This is a genomic window from Peribacillus sp. NPDC055009, from assembly GCF_053608705.1.
Genome location: NZ_JBSGVZ010000006.1, coordinates 175,556 through 202,038 on the forward strand (window position 1 = coordinate 175,556; position 26,483 = coordinate 202,038).

The window sequence follows — 26,483 nt, forward strand, 5'->3', positions numbered from 1 at the left end:
TATGAGCGAATTACCCGCATTAATAAACGATAGAAAACCATATATACAAGAGGTCTGGAAAAAGTCCGGATTCGGACAACTTACCCCGATTCAAACGAAAGCAATTCCCGTGATTGTCGAGGGAAAAGATATCATGGCCGAATCACCGACAGGTACAGGGAAAACATTAGCATATTTACTGCCATTGCTGGAAAAGATAGATCCTGAAAAAAAATCGCCCCAAGCTTTGATTTTGGCATCATCACGAGAACTGGTCATGCAAATCAATGAAGAAATTCGCATTTGGTCAGAGGGAAGCGGCATTACGGGCGCAGCATTCATCGGTGGTGCAAATGTGAAAAGGCAATTGGACAAACTGAAGAAGCGTCCACAGGTGATTGCTGGAACACCGGGACGGATTTACGAATTGATTGCCCAAAAGAAATTGAAAATGCACGAAGTTAAGACGATAGTACTTGATGAAGGTGACCAATTGATCACTCCGGAGCATATGGGAACGATCAATAATATTATCAAAACAACGCTAAAAGACCGGCAAATCATGGTGTTTTCAGCGACCCTGCCGGAGGAAACGGAAAAAGCGGCCAGGGGATTCATGAATGAACCCGAAATGATCAAGGTTGATAAGCATGAAAAAATGGAATCAAAGGTGGACCATCTTTACTTTGTTGTTGAGAGACGGGAAAAGTCCAAGATTCTAGAGAAAATCACAAGACTTAAAGATGTGAAGGCCCTTGCCTTCCTGAATGATATAGCAGAGCTGAGCGTCTTACATGAAAAGCTGAGCTATAAAGGTATTGAAATGGGCGTGCTTCACGGCGAATCCAATAAGGTCGACAGGGAGAAAGCGCTGCGCAAGCTTCGTTCCGGAAAATCCCCGATGCTGATAGCAACGGATGTAGCGGCAAGGGGGCTAGATATAAAAGGCCTTACTGCGGTCGTTCATATTGATATGGCTGACAACATCGAACAATATATCCATAGATCGGGTAGAACTGGGCGTGCAGGTGCAGATGGCACTGTCATTTCAATCGTAACGGAAAGAGAAGAGCGAGAGTTGAAAAAAATGGCTCGTGAACTAGAGCTGCCATTAACGAGAGTAACCTTCTATGGTGGAAACATCGTAGTCGATGAATGATTCGGAAAAAGGGACGGCCATGGCGGCTGTCCCTTTTTTACGAATGCCCGGGTAAATCCATCTGAACTTGTTCATCTATTGCCCTACGGAAATCATATCATCTTTACTAAATTCAGGGGTTCATTTATAGGTGATGACCATGAATGAAAACGCTTCCTTTATATAGGTTTTTGACATATGATAGCAATAGACATAGGTTAGGAGGAGACGGTATGACAGGAAAGTATAAAAAGTTTGAAACGGCAGTCATCCATGAAGGATATGACTCAAAGAAGCATTTAGGAAGCTTGGCAACACCCTTATTTCAAACCTCAACATTCACTTTCGAAAATGCCGAGCAAGGGGAGAGGCGTTTCGCCGGTATGGAAGATGGATATATATATTCACGACTTGGAAATCCAACGGTACATGTGCTTGAAGAAAAGATTGCCGCTTTGGAAGGCGGGGAAGCTGGCCTTGCTTTCGGTTCAGGCATGGCCGCCGTTTCAGCTGTGCTTTTTGCGTTAACGAAAACAGATGATCATATCCTATGCTCACAGGGGTTATATGGTTGTACATTTGGCCTTCTGCAGCTTATGAAAAATAAATACCGCATCACTCATGATTTTTGTGAGATGGATACAGAAGAACAGGTAAGGAAAATGATTCGGCCTGAAACGACCTGCATCTATGTAGAAACCCCGATCAATCCGACAATGAAAATGATTGATTTACAGATGGTGGTGAAAGTTGCGAAGGAACATAATGTGACGGTCGTAGTGGATAATACGTTTTCGACGCCATATCTACAGAGACCGCTTGAGTATGGCTGTGATATCGTCCTTCATAGCGCTACTAAATATCTTTGCGGGCATGGGGATGTCGTTGCAGGACTTGTCGTAGGTAAGAAGGAATTCATGAATCAGGTAGCAGGGACTACACAGAAGGATATCGGTGGAATCATTTCACCTTTCGATGCCTGGTTACTATTGCGGGGGTTAAAGACCTTGCCTGTCAGGATGGACCGTCATTCGGCCAATGCAATGGAAATCTTTCATGAACTTAAGAAACATCCAAAAGTGAAAAAGGTATATTATCCAGGTGATGAAGCTTCACCGGATCATTATATAATGCAAAAACAGATGAAACATGGCGGCGGCCTTATCTCTTTCGAATTGCATGGCACAAAACAGGATGCACAGGAATTCCTAAATAAATTGAAACTAATCAAAATTGCCGTAAGTCTTGGGGATGCCGAAACATTGATCCAGCATCCCGCTACCATGACGCACTCTGCAGTTCCTGATGATTCACGGAAACAAATGGGCATCAGTGACCAGCTGGTCCGTCTCTCAGTTGGCCTAGAAGCTTGGCAGGATGTCTGGCAAGATCTTCAGCAAGCATTTTAGGCTACCATATTCCTTCTACTTTTAATGAAGATGGTGATGGATACGATAAAAGTGATGACAGCCAGTATATAAGAAATGTCCGTAATTACCGGATAGGCGGAGCTATTTCGTATCCCGATGCCTATGAACGCCCAAACGAATACGAGAGGATAGCACCAATCCCGGTTTTTACCTGCAAAGACAAAAGCCAGGATTGTTGCTGCAATCAGCAGGACGATCGTCCAGGTTGAACTGGAAACCCCAAAACCGTCCCATTTGATATACGTGAGGTAATAAGAAATGTCAGCGATCGTTGCAACACTTACCCAGCCTGTATAAACGGAAAACGGAAATAGGTCGAAAGACTCATGCTTCACTTTTTTTACGTTAGTATAAATGACCATTAAAGTAGCCAAAAGAGCAATGATAATGAATACGGATAACAAAAAGTGCTCATAGTGCCAAGCCAAAAGCCAAGCGCCATTCAAGACACAGCTTAAAGCGAACCAAGGGAAGGATGCCTTATAAGCAGGGCTGTTTTGGTGTTTGCTTAAAAACTGCCTGAATACCCAGATGGCGAGCAGGAAATAGATCAAGCCCCATATGGAAAATACATATCCTGCAGGAGTGAAAAGGACATCAAGTTTATCGGAAATCTCTCCTGATGTCTGGCCGTTCAATGGCAGGTAATTAGCTGAAAAATTCATCGTGACGACGAACAGATAGAAAATCAAGTTGATGATGGAAATAAGCATAAGGCTTCCTCCTTATATGAATTGTGATCCTCTAACCCTATTCCACATATTTAGCCTGATTAACCTCTTTGGAGCACATCGGGGACTTTGGAGGTCGTTTTTCCATAAAGAGAGGAAGTTTCTGTAACAATTGAACCATTTAAGGTTAGAAATTTTACATCTTCACTTTATGGTGATAAAATATTCAAAGATTCATATTATTTTAGTCCTTCGGGGTCGGGTGAAAATCCCAACCGGCGGTGATGAAGAAATTCTAAGCCCGCGAGCCTGTTAAAGGCAGGATTTGGTGAGATTCCAAAGCCGACAGTAAAGTCTGGATGGGAGAAGGACGTGTGGAACCCAAGTGTATACGTACGCCTAATTTTTCAAAAATGAAAATGTTAGGCTTTTTAGGTATACAATTTTTTCACTCATTTCTCCTGCTAACTCCTTAGGTCATCCTAAGGGGTTTTTTATATTTTATAAAAGGGGGAAAAACATGTTTACGGGAATCATTGAGGATATCGGTACCGTTCATTCCATGAACAAAGGAAAAAGCAGTATGGAGTTATCGATTCGTTCTGAAAAAATCCTTGAAGATGTTCATCTGGGGGATAGTATTTCAGTAAACGGGGTCTGCTTAACGGTAACGTCCTTCACTAAAAGTTTGTTTACGGTCGACGTGATGCCGGAAACGGTCAAAGCTTCCTCGATACGGACATTGAAATTGGGATCACCTGTGAATCTTGAACGAGCCATGAGTGCACAGGGAAGGTTTGGCGGTCATTTTGTTTCAGGTCATATCGACGGAACCGGAACGATCATCAAAAAAGAACGGAAAGAAAATGCCGTTTATTATGTAATCCAATTGGAAGAGGGGCTCAGTGCCTTTTGCATTCCAAAAGGATCCGTGGCCATTGATGGAACGAGCTTGACGATATTTGGGATCGAAAGGAACCTATTGACTGTATCACTGATTCCATTGACTCATCAGGACACCATATTGGGACAAAAAGCGGCTGGCGATATCGTTAACATCGAAAACGACATGATAGGGAAATATATAATACATCAAATGAAAAATGGCAATCCAAAACCAGGACTGAATTTAGAGTTTTTGGCAGAGCATGGATTCTAATAAAAGGGCGGTGTAATGATGTTCCATACAATAGAAGAAGCGATAGAAGATTTGAAGGCAGGCAAGGTAGTAATCGTATCCGATGATGAAGACCGTGAAAATGAAGGGGATTTTGTAGTGCTGGCCGAAAAGGCGACACCGGAAGCGATTAATTTCATGGCGACTCATGGACGTGGTTTGATATGTACAACCATCACTGAAGAACTGGCAGCGAAATTGAAACTGCATCCTATGGTTGGAGAAAATACCGATCATCATGGCACTGCTTTTACGGTAAGTGTCGATCATAAAAGCACCTCTACAGGAATCAGTGCTTTTGAAAGGTCCTTAACCATCCTTGAGCTTCTTAATGAAGATTCGGTCGCTGAAGATTTCCAAAGGCCTGGTCACACTTTTCCGATAGTCGCAAAAGAAGGCGGCGTATTAAGGAGGGCGGGACATACAGAGGCATCGGTGGACTTGGCGAAGTTATGCGGTGCCGCTCCAGCTGGTGTCATTTGTGAAATCATGAATGAAGATGGATCGATGGCCCGGGTATCCGATTTAGAAGTCATCGCTGATAAATTCAACCTGAAGTTCATTACGATAGCCGATTTGATTCGGTATCTTCAACAAAATGATACTATCGGGAACCAGGAGCTTGAACTGAACATCCCGAAAGCTTGAGGATTTAAGTAATTACATCTTACAGAACAAAAAATTATATTGTTTTTTAAAATTAGGAGGAATTGGACATGGGGAAAACTATTGAAGCACAATTAATCGGATCAGGATTGAAAGTCGGTATCGTGGTAGGAAGATTTAATGAGTTTATCACAAGCAAGCTTTTAGGAGGGGCATTGGATGGCCTTAAGCGTCATGGCGTTGATGAGAATGATGTTGACATCGCTTGGGTCCCGGGTGCTTTTGAACTACCGTTAATTGCAAAAAAACTTGTGAATACAGGTAAATATGATGCGGTAATCGGTCTTGGAACGGTAATCAGGGGTGCCACTTCACATTATGATTATGTCTGTAATGAAGCGGCTAAAGGCATGGCTTCCGTTTCCTTGGAAACGGGTGTACCGGTTATCTTCGGTTTGCTGACAACTGAAAATATTGAACAAGCGATTGAACGTGCAGGAACAAAATCAGGTAACAAAGGCTATGAAGCGGCCGTTAGTGCAATTGAAATGGCCAACCTTGGAAAATTGATTGAACAGTGATTTGGTATAAGGAAGCCGCAGGGAATAACGTCCCTGCGGCTTTTTTTGATGTACCGGATCATTTGTCGGATTGGGTCTGGCTTTTTAAACCATTAAGCAATTCTTCAAAGTTCGTAAAATTCCTAGCCATTTGATCGATTAGTGAATGCTGATCTTCACCACTCACAGCAACCTCTTCAATGGAAAAACCTCGACTTCAAAGTAATGGACGTTATAAATTATGGAAAATAAAGAATCATCAGGGGATTTTTCGAAAAAAAAAACGAACAAAAGCATCACGTAATGGAAGCATGATAAAATATGCGGATATGATTATGCTACAATTGTAAAGATTGCAATTGAAATTCATGTCTTTAGGGAAAAGTAAATTTATTAGTTACTAGGAGGGGTTTGTGTGTACCATCTCTTTACACATAATGATTTAGATGGAGTCGGCTGCGGCATTATAGCTAAGCTGGCCTTCGGAGAAGAAGTAGTGGTAAGTTATAATTCAATTGGTCGCCTTAATCAGAACGTAGGAGCATTTCTTGAGCAGGCCAAGCTTGAAGATACATTGATCGTTACTGATCTATCGGTTGATGAAGATAACGAAAAAATGATTACTCAGTTTGTAGAAGATGGAGGCAAAGCGCTGCTGATCGATCATCATAAGTCAGCATTGCATTTGAACGAACATGATTGGGCATCTGTAACTGTCGAACAGGAAGATGGTAAACAGACGGCAGCGACATCATTATTCTATCAGTATGCAGTTGAAAATAAATACCTGGAACCTTCAAGCATTGTCGCTGAATTCGTTGAATTGGTCCGACAATACGATACTTGGGAATGGGAAGTCAATAAAAATACAACGGCAAAACGATTGAATGACCTGTTTTTCATGATTCCGATAGAGGAATTCGAAATGAAAATTGCAAATAAGCTGTCTACGGCTGAAAGTTTTACTTTTGACGAAGTGGAGCAAACCCTTCTGAATGTTGAAGAGAGTCGGGTAGATCGGTACATAAACAGGAAAAAAAGAGAAGTCTATCAGGCTACGGTCGGTCCCCATACAGCTGGTGTGGTCCATGCAGAGTCATATCACTCAGAATTGGGTAATGAACTGTCGAAAGAGTTCTCGCATCTTGATTATATAGCGATCCTGATGGTTGGAAGTAAAAGAATCAGCTTCCGGACAATTCACGACGATATTGATGTTTCTGAAGTTGCTGGCAAGTACGATGGAGGCGGCCACCAAAAAGCGGCAGGTTGTACCATGTCCGAAAAGGCGTATAGCCAATATGTCGAAAAGACCTTCTTTGCCGAGCCCCTTAAACGAGACGCACATAAGAATCAACTGAATGTAAAGGAATCCCCAGAGGGCTGCCTATATTCAACGAGAGACAAACATGACATATTCATCTATGAAGATGAAGAAGAGCAATGGATTGTTGAAATCAACGGAAAACAACAGAAAAAAACATTCGATACATTTGTGGAAGCGGAAAAATACATGAAGCGGAAATACGCTGCATGGCTGGCCCATGATGAAAGATATGAAGAGTTTGTCAATAAAGGATGAATACGAAAGCGGCTGTCCGAATGGGACAGCCGCTTTTCTATCTTTTGTCGTAATTCATGATTTTATCTTTTAAGCGGGACAGGATGGACGATCGTGCGGGAGGGTTTTTTTGGAATGGAGTTTTGGCGATGAAGAATTGCATTGATTTCTCCGCCGATCACAAAAATCAGACCACTCAAATACAGCCATAGCATCAAGATGATGACGCCTCCTAAACTGCCGTAAGTGGAAGAATAGTTGGCAAAATTACTGACATAGAATGAAAATCCAAGTGATATTCCTAGCCAAAGTACAGTTGCGGTAACTGCCCCAGGGATGACATGTTTAATGGGAAAACTTTTATTCGGTGCAAAGCGATATAAAAAGGTCAGGACAAGTGATATGACCACAACCGCGATAACCCACCGTAAAAAGCTGAATATTATTTGCGTTTCTTCAGGGATCGGAATGACTTGCTGTAATAAATCGATGATCACTTTTCCGAAAACGGGGAGACCCAACATGACGATGAATGCCACAACCAGTCCTAATGTCAATGCAATGGAAATGAAGCGGGCTTTAATGAAATTCCTTGTTTCTTCAACATCATAGGCGATATTCATGGAATGGATGAACGCATTCATTCCATTGGAAGCGGACCATATGGTGCCAAGGAAACCAAAAGTCAGTAAGCCTCCGTTCCGTTCAGATAATATGTTAATGATATTTTTCTCGATGACTTCCATCGTTTCCGCAGGCATGAAGGTTTTTATCGTGTCAAGGGCAGTCTGAATATCGATGTTCAGATAAGGTAATAAGGACAGCAGTAAAATGAGCAAAGGGAATAGTGCCAGTAGATAGTAATAAGCTTGTTCTGCTGCCAGTCCGGTCACACGATCTTCCTTTATTTCTTTAATCAGTTTCTTTGAAAATTTTATCGACTTATTCATCTGGGCATCACTCCTGAATAGTTACTTAGGTTATCTGCTTCTTTTCCCTCTGTTACTGTAAGTTAATCCTCAAAAGAAAAGAAATTAAAAGGCGCTTCCTAAAAAAGAATTTCCTTTCATTTCTATTCCGCGAGCTTGTAGAAGCTTGTGACAAGGATATAGCCTGCAACTACTCCGGTGATCGAAAGTAACATGGTTGAACCATTAGCTCCGAAATAACCAAAAACAAATTTGGAGAGAGGCAAATCAAGTTTAAATGCTCCAGTAAAGTACAAAATCGGAATGATGGATAGGTAAAGAAAGGGCAAGCCAAGGATGACCAACCTTAGCCAATTCACTTTCCAATGCCCTTTTTTTGAAAAGTTTTGCAGAAGTCGGGGAATGGCAAGTATCATGCCTAGGAAAACTGGGAGTGAAGATTCGTACAGCAAGTATCCCTTAATCTCGTAAGTTTCGCGACTAACTGTAAATAGGTGCTGTTCATATTTCAAGCCTATGAATAATACGCCCAACACTACTACTAGGTATGTTAAATAACTAATGGCTCTTTTTAAAGAAAGATTCATGATTTATGCCCCCTTTTTCAAGTATATTATCATCAGGTAAATTATGGAATGGGATTATAAAAGGTAAACACAAAAACGGCCAGACATTGCGGTCTGGCCGTTTTTCTCTATTGCACTTCTTTTCCCTGTTCCTTCTGAACCTTCGGAGAGGTCCATTTGAATACTTTATTTAGGATATTATAGATGTGTTTGGATTCTTTGGTAAGGATCGGCCCAAGAATCGCTAAGGTTAAAACATAAAGTGCCGCAAACGGGGTTAGTATAGGCATTAAACCGCCGGCAATGCCTAAGTTGGCTAAAATGATGGAGAATTCGCCGCGTGAAACGATCGTTAAACCGATGTTTGCGGAAGCTCTGTGAGATAAACCGGATTTGCGTCCGGCAATCATACCAGCTGCAAAGTTACCGATTATGGTGATGATGACGGCACCAAGAACCATCCAGACAGCTCCGCCAAGGGTAGTCGGATCGATACTCAAGCCAAAGCTGAAGAAAAATATGGCCCCGAAGAAGTCTCGAAAGGGAATGACAAGTTTCTCGATTCTGTCGCTATGTTCAGTTTCAGAAAAGACTAGGCCGAGCAGTAATGCACCAATGGCTTCCGCAACATGAATCGTTTCCGAGAAACCGGCAATGAAGAATAGTAATGCGAACACGACGATGATAAAAATCTCATCGGAGGATATATTGAATAATTTGTTAAGGACCCCAGATGCTTTCCGGGCGATAACGAAAAATATCAGCATATACCCAATCGCGATAAATGTAGAAAGTAATGTTCCCCAAACGGAACCAGAAGAGCTTAATACCAATCCGGATACGACTGATAAATAAACAGCGAGGAAGATATCTTCAAACATGATGATGCCAAGGATTAGCTCCGTTTCATTGTTACCGGTCCTTTTAAGGTCCACAAGCACCTTTGCCACAATGGCACTTGAAGAAAAACTGATGATCCCGGTTAATATCAGAACCTCTTTCAATGGAAGACCGAGCAGGAAACCGTAAAGCAAGGCCATTCCCACGTTGATTAAAATGTAATAGGTTCCGCCTGTCACGATATTTTTTCCGGATTTCATGAGCTTTTTGACGGAAAATTCAAGCCCTAGGTAAAACAGAAGGAATAAAATACCGACCCGACCGAGGAATGCTATGATTTCATCGCTTTCGATGAAACGCAGGTCAATTAATCCGAAGTGCGGGGCATGGGGGCCAACGAGCATCCCGATGATAATTAATAGTGGAACATTCGATATTTTGAATTTACCTGCTACGAGAGCGGCTAATGCCACTAGAAGTAGGGCAGTTCCCACTTCAAAGACTAAATGGTCCATATGAGCTTAGTCACTCCTTTCGTCGGTCAATAATTCTCTTGTGAGGTTTCGGATATCTTTTCTTTCACCGGATATCACAAGGGTGTCGCCTGTTTCGATGATGGAGTCAGGACCAGGATTATTCAGTTGTTTTTTTCCTTTTTTAGAATGGGCGATGACGGTCACGTTATAATTGCTCCTGATATCAATCGCACCGATCGTTTGATTGATGGCCTTTGAACCTGGTTCGACTTTGAACCATTCAATCACCAAGTCACCCAATGACATTTCAATCGTTTCAAGTGCTTGCGGTTTATAAACCATGCCGCCTATGATGGAAGCCATTTGCCGTGATTCCTGATCGTTAAGGGTGATGCTCGATATGACGTCCTCATGTTCATTATCAAAATGGTATAATTCCCGACGGCCGTCATCATGAATGACGATTACTAACTTTTCATCATTTCTTGTTATGATTTCAAATTTTTGGCCAATACCAGGAAGTTCACTTTCTCTAATTCTCACTGGAATTCCTCCTTAAAATGTTGGTTAGAGTTAATAGAAGATAGCAGAATGTTTATAAGTTAACGTCAATATTCGTCTTGAATTTCTTCTCCTTCGATATGCCGATGTATTTTAATGTCTCCGATGGACTGGAATGATGGTAATGCTTCTGTATCAATGCCAGTGACACTCCTTGTTTATAGGCATGGTAGCCAAAAGTTTTACGCATCGAACTTGCTCCGAATTTGCCTGTCAGCCCTGCACCTTCCACAGCATCATGTATGATTCGGTGAGCCTGTTGACGTGTGATCGGCTTTTTTGTCTTAGGGGAAAGAAATAAAAATTGACCTTCGATAACCTTTGAGCCTTTAAGGTATTCTTGTAAGGCGGTACGGACTTTCAGGTTCAAATAAATTTGGTTTACTTCGTCATTTTCCGTACGCTGCTCATAGAACTCCTTTATTTTTCCAGTTTCATCCAGAACGCTGGCGACGGTGATTTCGAGCATTTCATTTATCTTCATACCTGTATTGATGCCGAGTACAAACAATAAATAATCCCGACTGGAGTGAGAGCGTAAGTATGTTTTTATTTTGCTGATTTGATTGATATCCTTAAAGGCTTCTACATATTCCATAGATCTTCTCCTCTTACCAATGTAACATAATTATATTATAACACAAGTTATGTAACATTGCATGCGTTAAGTCCTATTAAGTCCTATTAAGTCCTATTAAGTCCTATTAAGTCCTATTAAGGCTTCTCCAAAAAGCAAAGTACTGTTGAACCAAAAAAAGCCTTTTCTTATTCTCTACACAATCAAGTGAAAATATATCAGTTTCTTTTAAAAGCAAAAAGGGGTTTGTCTACATTTTTTTATGGCTTGTACAATGTGGGCGTGGTTGTAACGAGAGGCACTAAGCTTTCCAGAGGCGGTACGGGAGCCGCATCGGCTTTCAGCGAGGCTGCTGAAAAACTAAAGGTTTTAAATGAGTTATTGTTTTTTTAACAAAAATAGATCACTTCCTGTACGATAATGAACAGGAAGTGATCTATTTCTTTCATATTTAGTTACTTTTCTGCTTTGATTTTCGTGAAAATTCGTTTGAGGTTGACTGCGAAAATGGCTGTTGCTCCTTGAATTCTCATGCCAAATAGAGACCCGCTGATGATGCTTCATCATACCCGTGTCTGTGTAGTCGGATAACGATTTGAAATGGCGTTTTTCACAGGATAAATCGTTATTATGTATTATTGATATGTTTAACTATGGAATTAAACTTTATATGCCACTTTCTCACAAGGATATGAAACATTAATTTAAATAACTTAAATAAAATGAAGTATCCTAATAATGTCCCTGATATATTAAAGATTACATCATCAATATCAACAAATCTAAAAGTATATCCTGCATATAAAGCTGTTAGTAGTTGACCTGATTCGAGAACTATTCCAGTTAATACACCAGCTATTAAAATTTTCTTAAATGAGGCTCTAAATAAGAAGGGTAATCCAAAGCCTAGTGGGACAGTCATTAAAATATTAAAAAAGCTCAATTTGGTAAATTCATATTTAAATGGGATTAAATTCATTTCTCTCCAAACATTTTGCCCCCCAAACGCTTCTCTTTGATCATCATCTACATAAATGGGAAATTGAGTGAGGTTTATAACATTACATAAATAAACATACATAATTGTATAGAATAAAAGATAGGTATAACTTTTTTTGAAACTTAATTTTAGTATTAGTGCCAAAATGATATATAAAATTATAAAACTGTAAAGAATCCAACCGCTGAAATGATAAACCATTTTAGAGACTCCTATCGTAAAAATATTATCTTAATAAAGAAAGAACTTATAAAGAATTATAAGCTCTTTCCAGTTGTTTAATTTGATATTTTTCCTGAACCTTTTATATTTCTACCGTCATCAACTCTAAAAATTTGCAAATAATACTTAGTACCCCCACCTAGACCAGAATAGCTACCTGACACACTAGAAGAAGTACCATTTTTATTAGGTGTAGCTTTTATTGTACCAAAACTGTTACCTGAGGTCTTATTCCATAATTGATAAGTTATGGGGTTAGGACCTACAGGGCTAGTGTCAGAGCTATATTGATAATGTGTACCACTTAATTTTGCAGTTCCTTTATTTAATTTAAAATATTGACCGTTTTTACTTCCATCAACTATACGAAGATTCATTGTAAAGCTATAAGGTTAGTTGCTGCAAAAGCAAAAGAGGGCATTGCTATTATAATTGATAATATACATATCACTGAAACTGAAAATAATTTAGTTTTCAATAATTACACCCTTTCAGTTTTTTTATATGTGACCACATATTACCTATTTGTTAACAAGGACTATAGTATCGTAAATATCCACAATTTACGTCTCAATTTTGAAGTGTTCTGTTTCAGAAAAGAAAAATAGTATAAAGAAATAAATGGTGAAATGATGTTTGAATATTTAATTTTATTTTAAAGTTCATGGTGAATAATGATTGTAAGTTAATGAACAACAGATGTATTAAAGGAAGTGGTTGTAACGCAGATAAATCAAGTTTATCGAGTTGAGGTATAACCATGAAAAAACAATCTTTTACATAATCACTATGTTATTTATCAGCATACAATTTTGGTAGTAAAGAAATTAAGGTGAAATTTAATGATGTTGAGTGTTAGAAATCTGGGCTATGTGTCTAATATCAGTATTTATGATAAGCCTAAAAAAGTCGCAATTTTAGACAGCGTTATTAATGATCAGCAACCTGCATTAAATGGACAAATTGTTGTTAAATATGACGTAATTAATAAAAAAATTATACAAAAGATTTATATGGTCATGGAACTCCAATTGCAAGCATAATTGCCGCAAAGGAAAAAGAAGAAACGGTGCAAGGAATCAATCCTTTAGTAGAAGTAAACGGTGTAAAAGTAATTGATGACGAAGGGAGGGATAAGATGTTAGGCATTGAAAGAAATCCAAAAAATCGAGTATATTTAGAACTGCTTGATTTATGCTTTGATGTGTGTGATGAATTTCATCTAGTTGTTAGAAACGATATGGGTTCGATACGAGGGTTAGAAGAAATAATAAATAAGTTAAAAGCATCATTAATAGAATTGAGATGCGAGTCAACATGGGCTAGTACCTCTTGGTGATGATCAAACAGCAAATGTTTATTATTTTCACGCTGACGAGAATGCAAAGAAAATTATAAGATTGATAAATCGCTTTATGAGTGGGAAATGCCAAATTCACCTGAAGATTTGTCATTTTTTAAACAAGGAAAGTTTTGGTTTGGCTACTTCTTCGTATGAAAAACAATGCTTTATTTATCCTGAAAATGATACCGAAGCTTCTAGGATTAAGGATATTGAAGGCTTAAGAATTCAAGAATTGGAAGATTTAACAAATGGGAGTTTTCCTTGATAATAAAATAAGGGTGAATCCTATATACCTTTACAAAGCATGAAAGGTTCTCAACTTAAATGTTGAGGTCTTTTTTCTTTGTATTGGATACGCAAAAAAGGTTGCTGGAGGACGGCGCTATGGGGATAGGCGTATCACCTTAGAATTACGTAACCAAGGTGCTCACATCAAGTGTAATTTTGTATAGGATGAAACAAATCCTTCCATTCCATGTTTTAGATAGCGACCCATCTTTTCAGAGGGGATAAACCTCATGTCTTTCTTGTTTTTTTCCTTCTAAGTACTCTAAAACTGCATTTGATTTTTGGTCTATCGTATATTTAGGAAAAAAAACTGCACCTCCAATTGTTAGATGTTGTCTAACAATTGGGGTGCAGTTCAAAGACAGCCATTTATTTCTAGTATACGGCTTTTTGTAATTTGTGAATGACCTCAAGTGAAAGCCCGGTTCCGATGGCAACTGATTCAAGCGGGTTATCTGCAAGTTGGACTGGGACGACGATTTCATTCGTCAGCCATTCTTGTACCCCGTTGAGAAGTGCACCCCCGCCGGATAAGATGACACCTTGATCGACGATATCCCCGCTCAATTCAGGAGGACAATCTTCCAAAGTGGCCCTGATTGCTTCCAGTATATGGAGAAGCGATTCCTGGATGGCTTCCTGGACGTCAGTGGATGATATTGTAATCGGCTTTGGAAGACCCGTTACAAGATCGCGGCCCCTGACTTCCATGGTGATCACGGAATGTTCAACGAGTGCGTAGCCGATTTCTTTTTTTATTTCCTCGGCTGTTCTTTCCCCAATCAGCACATTATGTTTTTTTCTGACATACTGGCTGATATCTTCATCCAATTGATCTCCGCCAATTCTGATTGAATTGCAAGAAACGACGCCGCCATAAGAAATGATTGCGACCTCAGTCGTTCCGCCACCGATATCAACGATGACATTGGCAACTGGCTCTTCGACAGGCAAGCCCGCACCTATTGCTGCTGCTACTGGTTCCTCGATAAGGTGGACCTGTTTCGCTCCGCAGCTTTTGACTGCATCCTGAATGGCCCTTCTCTCAACTGATGTGGAACCTGATGGTGTGCAGACCACTACACTAGGTTTGCGAATCGATAATCCTAGGGCCTTACTTGCTTTTTTCATGATTTCCCGAAGCATTTGCGCGGTCACATCAAAGTCCGCAATGACACCATCCTTAAGCGGACGGATTGCCACAATATTTCCAGGTGTTTTTCCGATCATGTTTTTTGCATCCACACCGACTGCCAATACTTTATTAGTCTCTATATCAATGGCCACCACAGATGGCTCATTAAATACGATTCCTTTATTTTTACTGTAAACTAGCGTATTTGCAGTTCCTAAGTCAATGCCTATTTCTGTATTTGATAACATCTAGTCACCCCTCCATAAGAGTTTGACCCCTATATACTCATTCTACCTTTTATAGCGAATTTGTGGGGGTGGGAAATCTAGTAAATAGTGGAAGTCCCGTGCTGTTCCTTTCATAGAGCGAAAACATGATGAAATATAAAAATGCACTGGTGAGGGAGGCGCCCCAAGAACGGCAAATGTCCAATTGGCATCCTGACAATGGAATGTTGAAAACAAACGTGGAGGCAGCTTTGAATCCGCCTATTTTATGTTAAGATAAAGATGAAAATCCGCTTATATAAAGAAGGTAATTTTGTGAGTGTAAATTTAATCAAGAGTAAGAGTTTTAGAGTCATCTTTACAGCTTTTCTAGCTTTCCTGGGTGGTTATGCGTTTGATAGCCTTGGAGTATACCTGCCATGGATGCTTGGACCATTATTCGTCGTGATGATTGCTAAAGTGAAGTTAAGGAAGTATTTGTATTGGTCTAAAACCTTTAGAAGTACTGGATTGGTCATTCTAGGTTTGCAACTGGGCAGTTCATTCACGAAACAATCGCTAAATGAGATGATTGAATATCTGCCTGTTATGCTTTTTACGACAATTGCAATCATTTCATTTACTGTGTTGACTGGATGGTTTGTCGGAAAGCGAATGAACTTATCCTTGAGCACATCGATGCTTGGCAGTTTTCCGGGAGGCCTTTCCCAGATGGTGGTCTTAAGTGAGGAAATGAAGGATAGTGATGAAACGGTTGTAGGATTCATGCAAACACTGCGGGTCATCCTTGTGATATCCATTGTTCCTTGGATTGTGACCCATGTAATGTCAGTTGAATCAGGTGCGGTAATGGCCGTATCGGAGCGGCCGTTTTTCTTATTTGAATATGATGGGAAATTAGCGATCATGATGTTGGTAACATTGCTGATATTCATCTTCATCACAAAGAAAGCCAATTTTCCGCTACCTTTTTTGCTAGGACCTCTCATGGCCGCAGCACTATTCAATTTAGCAGGCCCAGGTGCACCGCAGATTCCTGACTTTTGGTTGAACTTATCGCAATTGTTGATCGGCGCACATTTAGGCTACACACTGAAGGTTGATAACCCCCGACTTTTCAGAAAGATGTTCGGGGCCGTATTCGTCAGTAATGTCCTATTGATTGGATTTTGCTATTATCTTTCCATTCAGTTTGCCCCAATCCTATCTTTACAGGCGAACGAATTATTTTTGAGCATGGCGCCAGGCGGTGTCGCCGAAATGGCAGTCACAGCCATGTCGGTGCATGTGGATTTATCCGTTGTCACAAGCTTTCATTTATTCAGGATCTTATTCATTTTATTTTTTCTGTCACCCATCATAAAATGGCTGGCCGGAAGAAACCTCGGGAAACAAAAACAGGGACAAAGCTGACAGGCTTTGTCCTTTTTGCGTTAAGCGGAATTCACGAGTAAAATGCTGAACTCACGAGTAAACAGCCAAAATTCACGAGTAGAAACAGCCAAAACTCACGAGTAGATGCCCATATTCCAGACGTATTGAGATAATTTCGTACAAAACAGGCTGGTAATTCCGCTCTGAAAGGATATTGTACCCAAAATATTGAAATGTGCTGTTGGTTAAGCTCATCAAGGCAATAAAGTTGGTAGATTTTGTGATGATTTAGTGAAAATTGAAATCGAATAGTAAAATAATCCTCACTTTTTTTGAACTTCATCCGATATAAGGAGGAGACGAGACTTTAAATGAATGGGTGAGTATTATGGATATAACATCAGTTTTGGGCGTAGTTCTGGGTATCGTGGCCATCTTGGTCGGAATGGTGTTGAAAGGCGTTAGTGTAACGGCGCTGATAAACCCGGCGGCTATTTTGATCATTATTGTAGGGACGATAGCTGCTGTCGTAACGGCTTTCCCTTTGTCGGAATTAAAAAGACTACCAAAAATATTCAAGATTTTATTCTTTGAACAAAAATTGACAAAGCCTGAAGATTTAATAAAAACCTTTTCTGAATGGGCGGTCATTGCCAGGAAAGAAGGCTTATTGGCATTGGAAAGCATTTCGGATCAGGTGGATAATACTTTTTTGAAAAATGGCTTGAATCTTGCAGTCGAAGGTCAAAGTGCCGATTATATTCGTGATATTTTAGCAGAGGAAATAGATGCGATGGAAGAACGTCATCTAAGCGCGGCAGCGATTTTTAGTCAAGCCGGTACATACGCACCGACGCTGGGTGTATTGGGTGCGGTAATCGGGCTGATAGCTGCATTGGGTAATATGGCCGACACGGAGGCTTTGGGACATGCCATATCTGCCGCGTTCGTCGCAACCTTGATGGGTATTTATACGGGGTATGTTTTATGGCATCCATTTGCCAATAAGCTAAAACGGAAGTCGCAGCAGGAAGTTCGAATCAAAGAAATGATGATAGAAGGTATTTTATCAATCATCGAAGGGGAAGCGCCGCGAACGATTGAACAGAAATTAACATCATATTTGCCTGCTGGAGATCGTAAAAAGTGGTTAGAAGGCGATGTGAGAGAAGATGGCTAGGCGCAAAAAGAAACAAAGGCATGAAGAGCATATCGATGAATCATGGCTGGTTCCCTACGCCGATATCTTAACATTGCTTCTCGCGCTTTTTATCGTCTTGTTCGCTTCAAGTTCGGTTGATGCAGTAAGGTTCCAGCAGTTGTCCAATGTATTTAACCAGGTTTTTACAAGCGGAACGGGTTTTATGGATTTTCCAAGTGATTCCCCCAGCAATGAGCCAACGTCACCAGAACAAAGAACAGGTGCGGAAGATCTTGAGAAGCTAGGGAAAAACGAGCAAGAAGAACTTACGGAAGTTCAGGAGCGTGTAAATGCCTACATCCAAAAGAATGATTTAACGAATAAATTGGGAACGAACCTAACGGATGAAGGCATGTTGATTTCAATTAGGGAAAACGTGCTGTTCGAATCGGGTGTGGCTGAGGTGAGAAGTGAAAACCGAAAAATCGCTAAGGAAATCTCAGATCTACTAATCATGGATTTACCCAGAAACATTATCGTAAGCGGACATACAGATAATATTCCTATAAAGAATTACCAGTATGAATCCAACTGGGATCTGAGCGTGATGCGATCTGTGAATTTTATGAAGCTTCTCCTCGAAAATAAAGAGTTGGATCCCGAAATGTTCAGCGCTAAAGGACATGGGGAATTCAAGCCGGTTGCTTCCAATGAAACGAAAAAAGGAAGGGCGAAAAACCGGAGAGTTGAAATCCTAATTGTTCCACGGACAGCGATAAATGAGTGAAAACCTGTCAGAAATGGACGGGTTTTTCTTTTTTAAGGAGATTATATGGAAAGAGAATATACAAATGTGATGGAAGAAATCGTTGTGACTTGGGTGCAGGTTTTAATGTCAGGTATGGAATACCAAACATTTTGTTCATGCGGTAAATGTAAAAATGACATCATCACATTATCATTGAATAACCTGCCTAATTACTATGTAACCACGGAAGAAGGGCGGAAAAGGATATTTGGAAATTTGAATACAGAAGAAAACAGGAAATGGATCAATAAAAGAATCATCAATGCGATACACGTTGTTGGTCAGTATCCTAAACATTGATTTGCTTTGGGGATAGGCTAATGAAATTTAGCACTAACATTAATTATGTGTTTTATTTATGGTGGCAGAGGGAACATAAATAAAGTGCAAAGTATGTTCATTCGATCAAAAATTGAGGAGATGAATTATTATGGGTAAAAATATCGCATGTGTAGTAACGAATATGTTTGAGGACTCGGAGTATAGTGAACCGGCAAAGGCATTTGAAGAAGCCGGCCATACGGTAACGACGATTGAAATGATAAAAGGGAAAACTGTTAAAGGGAAACAAGGGGAGGTAGAAGTCGAGATTGATGAAAGCATCGACTCAGTGAAACCGGAAAATTTCGATGCATTATTCATCCCCGGTGGGTTCTCGCCTGATCAGCTGCGTGCTGACGAACGCTTCGTATCTTTCGCCAAATCGTTCATGGATGATAAGAAGCCTGTATTTGCGATCTGTCATGGACCGCAGTTGCTGATTACAGCCAAAACACTTGAAGGACGCCATGCAACAGGATATACATCCATTAAAGTCGATATGGAATATGCAGGTGCAACATATTTGGACAAGGAGGTTGTTGTTTGCGGCAACCAGCTTGTAACCAGCAGGACACCTGAAGATCTTCCGGCATTTAACCGGGAATCGCTCAATCTATTGAAATAATGAAAAATCCCGGCAGCTGCCGGGATTTTTCATTTTAAAGGATTCATATACTTTCATCTTTGCAGTAAAATAAAAGGAGAGACGAATAAAAAAGGAAGTGTCACAATTGATCGTATTAAAATCTGCACGTGAAATCCAAGCGATGCATGAATCGGGTAAAATTTTGGCAGCTTGTCATAGGGAGATTGCTAAGTTGATTGTTCCTGGGGTGACAACATGGGAAATAGAAGAATTTGTTGAAGGATTCTTAAAAAAACATGGTGCGAAGCCGGAACAAAAGGGTTACAAAGGGTATGAATATGCGACATGTGCCAGCATAAATGAAGAAATCTGTCATGGTTTCCCTCGTAAGACCCCTTTGAAAAATGGAGATATCGTAACGATTGATATGGTCGTCAATTATAACGGGGCCCTTGCCGATTCAGCCTGGACGTATACGGTCGGTAAGGTTTCTAAGGAAACCGAGCATTTGGTTCATGTGACGAAGGAATCTTTATATAAGGCGATTGAAGTATGTGTGGAAGGCAATCGAATTGGAGATATTGGTCATGCCATACAAACATATGTCGAGGCGGAAGGCTTCTCTGTCGTTCGTGATTTCATTGGGCACGGGATAGGAAGTGTCATTCATGAAGAGCCGCAGGTTCCGCATTATGGACTGCCGAATAAAGGTCCGCGTCTTAAGGAAGGCATGGTATTCACCATCGAGCCAATGGTAAACGTAGGTACATATAAAGCAAGCCGGGATCCGAATGGGTGGACGGCATCCACTGCAGATGGGAAATACTCGGCTCAATATGAGCATACGATTGCCATTACGAAAAACGGTCCGCTTATTCTGACCGAACAATGAAAATGAAAAAACAGCATCGATTATGATGCTGTTTTTCATTTTAATCAATTGGCCGTTCCAATGAATACAAATCTTCTTCGATATTTCCTAATCTGTCCTCAATGACTTTTTTAGCATCTTTGATACCTTCATTATAAATAAATGGAGCAATATTTTCGAAAATGAACTGCAAGTGATTTTCAGCAGCGATTTCTCCGATTTCCTTGCCATGTTCCTGATACACATATTCTTGGATACTTTCGATCATCTTGCGGCGTTTTTCTATGGGAAATTGAATGAACATTGTGCCCTCCTTCATATTTGTTCTAAAAACCATGTAATGAATGAATCTGAATCCAAAGGGAATACGGGAACTGAAGCATGATTCCTGGTTCGTTCCAGACATTCGGGCCAAGCCACTGCTGCTTTGACATTAGTAAGCCGTTCCAATAACACGAGGTCACTTTCTTCCTTGATTAAAATGACCTTAGGAAAGTCCTCTTGCTTATAACCCTCAATTAAAATCACATCAGGGAGAAATAGACACAGTAATTGAATCAGCTCAGTTATAGGGGCTTCACCCTTGAAATTCCCGAGCAGCTCGATTGTTCCATCACCTTCAACAAGTGAAGCTGCCGCCCCAGCCTGAAAGTGTTTATTGGAATCCTTCATACCGTTAACATACGGTTTTCCGCCATGTCCATGATGTTTTAAAACGGCTGTCTCTAATTTGGCTTTGCGAAGCTTTTTGATAATATTCGTTATGAAGGTTGTTTTTCCTCTATTTTGGTAGCCAACCACCTGAAAAATAAAAGGCTTCACCAAGGCCATTTGCATCCTTCCTGGTCATCGAGGAGCAGGATGTCCACGAAATCTCCCGTTTGGAAACCACGGGTCCCCCCAGGTAAGACGGTCAGTGAATTGGCACCTGCCAAGCTTGTTGTAATATTGGATTTATCCACACCGCTAGGAATTACCTTCAACTGGCCTGATTCGTAAAATAATCGGGTCCGAAGCAGACGTGAGAATGGATTGGGCTTTAAAAAGTCTTCTGCCAATAGGGCCGTCTCTTTTCGTAAATGCGGATGTTCCGAAAACAGCATGGTGCGGATGATCGGTCTTGCAAATAGTTCAAAGCCAACATAACTGGCGGAAGGATTGCCGGATAAACCGAATAAAAATTTGTTATTATATACCGCTACAGTCGTCACGCTGCCGGGGCGCATGGCCACTTTGTTGAATAAGACTTCAGCACCCATTTTTTGATAAATATCCGGGAGAAGGTCAAAATCACCGACAGAAACCCCTCCAGTTGTAATGAGCAAATCCACTTCCTCCAAGGCAGTTGAAATGGCCTCGTAACTTAATTCGAATTCGTCCTTAAGCTTTCCATAAAAGCGGACATCTCCTCCGGCCCTCCGAATTTGGGCGGAGATGGCATGTGAATTGCTATTACGGATTTTCCCGGGCTGCAACGGTTCGTTAACATCAAGAAGTTCCGAGCCTGTAGCGAATAATCCGACGACAGGTTTCTTGGCAACTGGGACTTCGGCATATCCGAATGTTGCCAGCAAGCCGATGATCCCTGGATTGATCGTTGTTCCTTTTTTTACAAGAACATCGCCTTTCTTTGCATCCTCTCCTTGAAAAGAAACGTTTTCGCCTTCCTTAAGTGGGCGTTTAAATGATATGTACTTCTTTCCGTCCTTTTCGAATTCCTTTGTGAGCTCGAGCATGATTACGGCATCACACTCAGCTGGCATCTGAGCTCCAGTCATGATTCTCGCCACTTGATTTTTTTGTACAGGGATAGTCGGTACCATCCCCGCAGCCAGTTCTTCAACCACTTCGAACTCAAGAGGGTTATTTATGGAACCCTCTGCCGTATCCTTGGACCTGAGGGCGAATCCATCGTATGGAGAGCGGTTAAAATGCGGAACATCATTTGTAGCTACAATATCTTGAGCCAAAAAACGGTCTTGGCTTTCCTTGAGGGGAATCAGTTCCGCATGCCCTATTAATTTATGCTTCATCACTTTTTCCACTGCTTCCGCAATACTGATGGGTGTTCTTCTTTCTACCATGATTACAACTCCTGTCAGTTTTCAATTTCTATATCAAATGTATCAGAATTATTTTAAAAATGAAAAAAATCCTCACCGGTACGGGAGGATTTGAATGTTACTTATTACGCAGTCTTCCAAGTTCTTCGGCGATCGCTTCCATTTCACGGACACTGAAATTCGTTTTTTTCATCACCATTGTATAAATATCGTGCAGCTCTTCGTACATTTCGATATCAAAATGGGTTGATTTGATTGCACCGAAGTTCATCACTTTTAATTTATCCTTGATTGCTTCGATCATAAACTCGACACTTTCGGCTGTGTTTTGCGTTAAATCCATTTCCCTCATCCTTTCATACGTTCCTAAATTATTTTCATCTTTGCATGATTACCGCTGGAAGTCAATGAATATTACGAAGCTTGATCCCCAATATCCTTGGTCATCTCCACGTTTTAAACTGAGGGAGTTTGGGAAAAGATAGGAAAAAACTTTTTTAAACATTGTATAATGGAGATAGCTACCATTATCCATCAACTAATATATGACAAGGAGGAGAATATATGAGCAACATTCGAGAAGAATATAAGTGTGTCAAGAAAAGTAAATTTATGCAAGCGGTCTTTATTGGTGCGTTAGCAGGGGCTGCGATAAGCCTTTTTGACAAGGATACGCGTAATTCTGTATTGGAAAACAGTAAAAGCTGCATGAGTAATATGAAGGAATTCGTGAAGAATCCCAATGGGGTGCTTACACAAGTACGTGAAACATCATCCAAGGTCCGTTCCACTGTTGAAAAAATTTCCGATGATGTATCCTTCATTTCCCAAAAGGTGGAGGAAATGAAAGATATTCCATCGCAAGTTGCCCAAGTGGTGATGGAGACGAAGGAAGTTTTTGCTGCAGAGCAAGATGAGTCATCTTCAAGTCACCATGAACGGATTTCCTTAAATTAGAAAATGGGGTGGAGGTATGGCCAATAAAAAAGAATGGCTGAAAGGCTCATTCTTCAAGACTTTCATAAAACGGTTACAGATGGATGATGTGTCGGGGCTTGCCGCACAGCTGTCTTATTTCTTCTTACTTTCCCTGTTTCCGTTACTTATTTTTTTATTCACCTTATTGGCCTATCTGCCATTTTCCCAAGAAGATATATTAAATACCGTCCGTACATATGCGCCTGACGATTCGATGAAAATCATTGAGGCCAACCTATCTGAAGTAATGGAAGCGAATGGGACTTTATTGTCGTTTGGTGTCATCGGAACGATATGGTCGGCATCGAATGGGATGAATGCAATCATTAAAGCATTTAACCATGCATATGATGTAAAAGAAAGTCGAACTTTCTTTATTTCCCGGGGAATGTCGATTCTGCTCACATTAGCGATGATTTTTGTTTTTATTGTCGTTTTATTGCTGCCGGTATTCGGAAAACAGATCGGAGTATTCCTATTTGCCGAAATTGGACAATCCGATGAATTTCTTATGATTTGGAACCAGCTTCGCTGGGTAATAAGTACGCTTGTATTTTTAATTGTGTTCACGATCCTTTATTGGATTGCCCCCAACATAAAGCAAAAATGCATAACCGTACTGCCCGGTGCTATCTTTGCAACGGCAGGATGGAGTCTTGTTTCCTTTTTGTTTTCTTTTTATGTGGAGAACTTCGCTAATTATTCCGCAACATATGGGAGCCTTGGAGGGATCATCGTATTAATGGTCTGGTTTTATTTATCAGGGCTCATCATCATACTGGGAGGGGAAATAAATGCGCTCATAAGTGAAAGGCAAAAACCAGAATGTGCATGAGCTTCCTGAAGTTCCCGTAATAGCGGACTATCATGCTGCAGATACTATTCAAGAAATAACAACTTTTGATGAGGAGGAGTTCTTTCATGAGTAAAAAGGATGGCAGCACAAAGCAAAAAGGAAAAAATAAAGGTTCGAACCATAAAACATCAGGTTCTGCAAATGGTAAGAACGGATATCACTAAATTGAAACGATCATAAAAAAAGGGAGCCTTGGAGGGCTCCTTTTTCATGTTTAGTTTCTCAAAAGTCTTAAGCTGTTCAGTATAACGAGAATTGTGCTTCCTTCATGTCCAATGACGCCGTATGGAAGGTCAAGGAATTGAAGGAAATTGGATGCGATCAGGATCATGATGACCGAAATTGAAAAGATGACGTTTTGTTTGATGATTCGATTCATCTTCTTGGATAATTTGACTGCTTCCGCGATGCGCGGCAAGTCATTCTTCATCAGAACAACATCCGCTGTCTCCAAGGCAACATCCGTGCCTTCACCCATTGCAATTCCCACAGATGCCGTTGCTAGTGCAGGTGCATCATTGATGCCATCCCCAACCATTGCTACAGTGCCAAAATGTTCTTTCAGCCTTTTCACTTCAGTCACTTTGGTTTCTGGCAGGCATTCGGCAATATATGCATCAATGTGGCTCTCCGACGCAATCGCTTTAGCCGTTTTTTCACCATCGCCTGTCAGCATGACGGTATGGATGCCCTCCTTTTTCAAAGCTTCGATGGCTATAATGGTTTCTTCACGCACGACATCTTTCAAAGTGAGAATACCGGCAATCCCTTGATCATCCTTTGCATAAACGATTGTCTTGCCTTGTTCAGCCAATGTCAGTGCAATGCCATTTTGGAATAGTTCTGCTTCACTGCGACCGACGAAATCAGCTTTTCCGACTTTCCAAAGCACGCCATTGATGTATGCTTGAACCCCATTGCCTGAGATATCTTCCATGTTATCCGGTTTAATGATGTCTCTTTGCAATTTCGTTTTGGCATAACGTACGATCGATGTTGCCAAAGGGTGGTTTGAATAATTTTCAACAGATGCAATATGAAATAAGAAATCATCTTCGTTTAAATCTTCGCGGATAATGACATCCGTTACCTCGGGTTTTCCTTTTGTTAATGTACCGGTTTTATCTAAAGCAATTGCCTGCAGGTTACCTAGATTCTCAAGATGGATGCCGCCTTTAAATAAAATGCCATGACGAGCACCATTTGAAATGGCAGATAGCGTTGCTGGCATAATAGAAGCCACAAGTGCACAAGGTGAAGCGACAACGAGCAGGATCATCGCCCTGTAGAATGTTTCGGTCCAGCTCCACCCCAATATGAAATGGGGTACGAACATCATCAAGCCGACAACGGTCAATACCACTTTTACATAAGTACCTTCAAACCGTTCAATGAACAGCTGGGAAGGGGACTTTTCACTTTGTGCGGATTGAACGAGAGTGATTATTTTTTGAAATAATGTTTCACTTGCTGGTTTGGTGATTTCCACGGTAATCGTACCACGGAGGTTAACCGTTCCGGCAAATACTTCATCATCCAATGATTTGCTGACCGGTATGGATTCACCAGTGATGGCGGCTTCATCGATATTGGTACGGCCGTCAGTGATTTTTCCATCTGAAGGAACTCTCTCACCTGGTTTCACTAAAATCAGATCTCCGACATGCAGCTGTGAAACGGATACGGTTTCTTCATATCCGTTAGTGATGCGCAGTGCTTCCTCAGGCTGTAAGTCCATAAGTGCCGAAATTTCTTTATGGCTTTTATTCATCGTGTATGTCTCAAGGGCACCGCTTAAAGCGAAGATGAAAATCAATATGGCACCTTCCGTCCAGTATCCGATGACCGCAGAACCGATGGCCGCAAAAATCATCAGCATCTCAACATTCAATTCCCGGTCGGCAATCGTATCTTCTATTCCTTCTTTTGCTTTGGCATATCCGCCAATCAAGAAAGAAGCTAAGTATATGACGATGGAAGTGGACTCCATTCCGTTCTTTGAAAGGGCCCATCCCAACACTATTAATAAACCGCTGAACAATGCAGCAAAAAGTTCTAGATGAGGTTTTGCTTTTTCCAACCAAGTGGTTTGGCATGAAGCCGGTTGGGTTAAATGTTTAGTATCTGTAGTCATAAGATTCCCTCCCACATTCTTCTCTATTTTGTGTAAATGATATAGATTATCATTTGTGTGATA

30 protein-coding genes, 1 pseudogene and 1 riboswitch are annotated in these 26,483 nt (G+C 40.7%); of the genes and pseudogenes, 17 read left to right on the top strand and 14 right to left on the bottom strand.

The window, feature by feature from the left end; all coding sequences use genetic code 11:
• The first annotated feature begins 1 nt into the window (after window position 1).
• Entirely contained in the window at window positions 2–1,138 is a 1,137-nt protein-coding gene (locus ACWF5P_RS12045; RefSeq protein ID WP_101224899.1) for a DEAD/DEAH box helicase, read from the top strand.
• 212 nt (window positions 1,139–1,350) lie between these two features.
• Window positions 1,351–2,526, top strand: a complete 1,176-nt coding sequence (megL, locus tag ACWF5P_RS12050) for a methionine gamma-lyase (protein ID WP_434168422.1) — start codon at window positions 1,351–1,353, stop codon at window positions 2,524–2,526.
• On the opposite strand, the gene ACWF5P_RS12055 is transcribed toward megL, so the two are convergent.
• Window positions 2,523–3,260, bottom strand: a complete 738-nt coding sequence (locus ACWF5P_RS12055; protein WP_452444902.1) for a TspO/MBR family protein — start codon at window positions 3,258–3,260, stop codon at window positions 2,523–2,525. The two genes, megL and ACWF5P_RS12055, sit on opposite strands and share 4 nt — an antisense overlap.
• A gap of 202 nt (window positions 3,261–3,462) precedes the next feature.
• Window positions 3,463–3,593, top strand: a riboswitch (FMN riboswitch).
• A 145-nt stretch (window positions 3,594–3,738) separates the two neighbouring features.
• On the opposite strand from ACWF5P_RS12055, the gene ribE reads away from it, so the two are divergent.
• From ribE to ACWF5P_RS12075, 4 genes and pseudogenes are all read left to right on the top strand, one after another.
• Window positions 3,739–4,377 (top strand): riboflavin synthase, encoded by a 639-nt coding sequence (gene ribE, locus ACWF5P_RS12060; RefSeq protein WP_101224897.1) that lies wholly within the window; start codon window positions 3,739–3,741, stop codon window positions 4,375–4,377.
• Between the two features lie 18 nt (window positions 4,378–4,395).
• Window positions 4,396–5,034 (top strand): annotated as a pseudogene (gene ribB, locus ACWF5P_RS12065) (3,4-dihydroxy-2-butanone-4-phosphate synthase); the annotation flags it as partial.
• 77 nt (window positions 5,035–5,111) lie between these two features.
• Window positions 5,112–5,582 carry a 6,7-dimethyl-8-ribityllumazine synthase gene (gene ribH, locus ACWF5P_RS12070; RefSeq protein WP_048685088.1) on the top strand — a complete coding sequence of 157 codons (471 nt, stop codon included), beginning with the start codon at window positions 5,112–5,114 and terminating at the stop codon, window positions 5,580–5,582.
• Between the two features lie 394 nt (window positions 5,583–5,976).
• A complete protein-coding gene (locus ACWF5P_RS12075; protein WP_434168424.1) occupies window positions 5,977–7,143 on the top strand; it encodes a DHH family phosphoesterase in 1,167 nt (388 codons plus the stop codon).
• 62 nt (window positions 7,144–7,205) lie between these two features.
• Here ACWF5P_RS12075 and ACWF5P_RS12080 read toward each other — a convergent pair whose 3' ends face one another.
• From ACWF5P_RS12080 to ACWF5P_RS12110, 7 genes are all read right to left on the bottom strand, one after another.
• Window positions 7,206–8,072, bottom strand: coding sequence for a YihY/virulence factor BrkB family protein (locus tag ACWF5P_RS12080; protein WP_101224894.1), 867 nt, complete (start codon window positions 8,070–8,072; stop codon window positions 7,206–7,208).
• A 122-nt stretch (window positions 8,073–8,194) separates the two neighbouring features.
• A complete protein-coding gene (locus ACWF5P_RS12085) occupies window positions 8,195–8,638 on the bottom strand; it encodes a hypothetical protein (RefSeq protein ID WP_434168425.1) in 444 nt (147 codons plus the stop codon).
• Window positions 8,639–8,745: 107 nt separating this feature from the next.
• Window positions 8,746–9,972 carry a cation:proton antiporter gene (locus ACWF5P_RS12090; protein ID WP_230177854.1) on the bottom strand — a complete coding sequence of 409 codons (1,227 nt, stop codon included), beginning with the start codon at window positions 9,970–9,972 and terminating at the stop codon, window positions 8,746–8,748.
• A 6-nt stretch (window positions 9,973–9,978) separates the two neighbouring features.
• Window positions 9,979–10,476 (bottom strand): cation:proton antiporter regulatory subunit, encoded by a 498-nt coding sequence (locus tag ACWF5P_RS12095; RefSeq protein WP_101224892.1) that lies wholly within the window; start codon window positions 10,474–10,476, stop codon window positions 9,979–9,981.
• Window positions 10,477–10,528: 52 nt separating this feature from the next.
• Window positions 10,529–11,092: a tyrosine-type recombinase/integrase gene (locus ACWF5P_RS12100; RefSeq protein ID WP_101224891.1), complete on the bottom strand. Its 564-nt coding sequence runs from the start codon at window positions 11,090–11,092 to the stop codon at window positions 10,529–10,531.
• 607 nt (window positions 11,093–11,699) lie between these two features.
• Complete coding sequence (locus ACWF5P_RS12105; protein ID WP_434168426.1) at window positions 11,700–12,272, bottom strand: VanZ family protein; 573 nt, start codon at window positions 12,270–12,272, stop codon at window positions 11,700–11,702.
• Between the two features lie 77 nt (window positions 12,273–12,349).
• Entirely contained in the window at window positions 12,350–12,670 is a 321-nt protein-coding gene (locus ACWF5P_RS12110) for a hypothetical protein (RefSeq protein ID WP_434168427.1), read from the bottom strand.
• A gap of 468 nt (window positions 12,671–13,138) precedes the next feature.
• Here ACWF5P_RS12110 and ACWF5P_RS12115 point away from each other — a divergent pair, with 468 nt between their 5' ends.
• From ACWF5P_RS12115 to ACWF5P_RS12125, 3 genes are all read left to right on the top strand, one after another.
• Window positions 13,139–13,336 (top strand): hypothetical protein, encoded by a 198-nt coding sequence (locus tag ACWF5P_RS12115; RefSeq protein ID WP_452444903.1) that lies wholly within the window; start codon window positions 13,139–13,141, stop codon window positions 13,334–13,336.
• 95 nt (window positions 13,337–13,431) lie between these two features.
• A complete protein-coding gene (locus ACWF5P_RS12120) occupies window positions 13,432–13,632 on the top strand; it encodes a hypothetical protein (RefSeq protein ID WP_434168429.1) in 201 nt (66 codons plus the stop codon).
• A gap of 139 nt (window positions 13,633–13,771) precedes the next feature.
• Entirely contained in the window at window positions 13,772–13,903 is a 132-nt protein-coding gene (locus tag ACWF5P_RS12125; protein WP_434168430.1) for a hypothetical protein, read from the top strand.
• A gap of 398 nt (window positions 13,904–14,301) precedes the next feature.
• On the opposite strand, the gene mreBH is transcribed toward ACWF5P_RS12125, so the two are convergent.
• The gene (gene mreBH, locus ACWF5P_RS12130) at window positions 14,302–15,309 is read right to left on the bottom strand and encodes a rod-share determining protein MreBH (protein WP_101224887.1); all 1,008 of its coding nucleotides are present in this window, start codon (window positions 15,307–15,309) and stop codon (window positions 14,302–14,304) included.
• Between the two features lie 294 nt (window positions 15,310–15,603).
• On the opposite strand from mreBH, the gene ACWF5P_RS12135 reads away from it, so the two are divergent.
• From ACWF5P_RS12135 to map, 6 genes are all read left to right on the top strand, one after another.
• Window positions 15,604–16,701, top strand: a complete 1,098-nt coding sequence (locus ACWF5P_RS12135) for an AbrB family transcriptional regulator (protein WP_434168431.1) — start codon at window positions 15,604–15,606, stop codon at window positions 16,699–16,701.
• 349 nt (window positions 16,702–17,050) lie between these two features.
• Window positions 17,051–17,842, top strand: a complete 792-nt coding sequence (motA, locus tag ACWF5P_RS12140; protein WP_101224885.1) for a flagellar motor stator protein MotA — start codon at window positions 17,051–17,053, stop codon at window positions 17,840–17,842.
• Window positions 17,835–18,590 (top strand): flagellar motor protein MotB, encoded by a 756-nt coding sequence (gene motB, locus ACWF5P_RS12145; RefSeq protein WP_101224884.1) that lies wholly within the window; start codon window positions 17,835–17,837, stop codon window positions 18,588–18,590. Before motA ends, motB begins: the two co-directional genes overlap by 8 nt.
• 45 nt (window positions 18,591–18,635) lie before the next feature.
• Complete coding sequence (locus ACWF5P_RS12150) at window positions 18,636–18,911, top strand: late competence development ComFB family protein (protein ID WP_230177842.1); 276 nt, start codon at window positions 18,636–18,638, stop codon at window positions 18,909–18,911.
• 130 nt (window positions 18,912–19,041) lie between these two features.
• Window positions 19,042–19,557 carry a type 1 glutamine amidotransferase domain-containing protein gene (locus ACWF5P_RS12155; protein WP_076370894.1) on the top strand — a complete coding sequence of 172 codons (516 nt, stop codon included), beginning with the start codon at window positions 19,042–19,044 and terminating at the stop codon, window positions 19,555–19,557.
• 106 nt (window positions 19,558–19,663) lie between these two features.
• On the top strand, window positions 19,664–20,410 hold the full coding sequence (gene map / locus ACWF5P_RS12160; protein WP_101224883.1) for a type I methionyl aminopeptidase: 747 nt from the start codon (window positions 19,664–19,666) through the stop codon (window positions 20,408–20,410).
• Between the two features lie 40 nt (window positions 20,411–20,450).
• Here map and ACWF5P_RS12165 read toward each other — a convergent pair whose 3' ends face one another.
• The 4 genes from ACWF5P_RS12165 to ACWF5P_RS12180 all read right to left on the bottom strand — a co-directional run bounded on the left by ACWF5P_RS12165 (window position 20,451) and on the right by ACWF5P_RS12180 (window position 22,795).
• Window positions 20,451–20,693, bottom strand: coding sequence for a DUF2164 domain-containing protein (locus ACWF5P_RS12165; protein ID WP_063234700.1), 243 nt, complete (start codon window positions 20,691–20,693; stop codon window positions 20,451–20,453).
• 11 nt (window positions 20,694–20,704) lie between these two features.
• A complete protein-coding gene (gene mobB, locus ACWF5P_RS12170; protein WP_230177841.1) occupies window positions 20,705–21,220 on the bottom strand; it encodes a molybdopterin-guanine dinucleotide biosynthesis protein B in 516 nt (171 codons plus the stop codon).
• Window positions 21,208–22,473 carry a molybdenum cofactor synthesis domain-containing protein gene (locus tag ACWF5P_RS12175; RefSeq protein ID WP_434168433.1) on the bottom strand — a complete coding sequence of 422 codons (1,266 nt, stop codon included), beginning with the start codon at window positions 22,471–22,473 and terminating at the stop codon, window positions 21,208–21,210. Before ACWF5P_RS12175 ends, mobB begins: the two co-directional genes overlap by 13 nt.
• Window positions 22,474–22,570: 97 nt before the next feature.
• On the bottom strand, window positions 22,571–22,795 hold the full coding sequence (locus ACWF5P_RS12180) for a DUF1128 domain-containing protein (RefSeq protein WP_034305672.1): 225 nt from the start codon (window positions 22,793–22,795) through the stop codon (window positions 22,571–22,573).
• 221 nt (window positions 22,796–23,016) lie between these two features.
• Here ACWF5P_RS12180 and ACWF5P_RS12185 point away from each other — a divergent pair, with 221 nt between their 5' ends.
• Together ACWF5P_RS12185 and ACWF5P_RS12190 are read left to right on the top strand one after the other, a co-directional pair.
• Window positions 23,017–23,409 (top strand): YtxH domain-containing protein, encoded by a 393-nt coding sequence (locus ACWF5P_RS12185; protein WP_101224880.1) that lies wholly within the window; start codon window positions 23,017–23,019, stop codon window positions 23,407–23,409.
• A gap of 16 nt (window positions 23,410–23,425) precedes the next feature.
• Entirely contained in the window at window positions 23,426–24,265 is an 840-nt protein-coding gene (locus ACWF5P_RS12190; protein WP_101224879.1) for a YihY/virulence factor BrkB family protein, read from the top strand.
• Between the two features lie 235 nt (window positions 24,266–24,500).
• On the opposite strand, the gene ACWF5P_RS12195 is transcribed toward ACWF5P_RS12190, so the two are convergent.
• On the bottom strand, window positions 24,501–26,420 hold the full coding sequence (locus ACWF5P_RS12195) for a heavy metal translocating P-type ATPase (RefSeq protein WP_434168434.1): 1,920 nt from the start codon (window positions 26,418–26,420) through the stop codon (window positions 24,501–24,503).
• Between the last annotated feature and the right edge of the window lie 63 nt (window positions 26,421–26,483).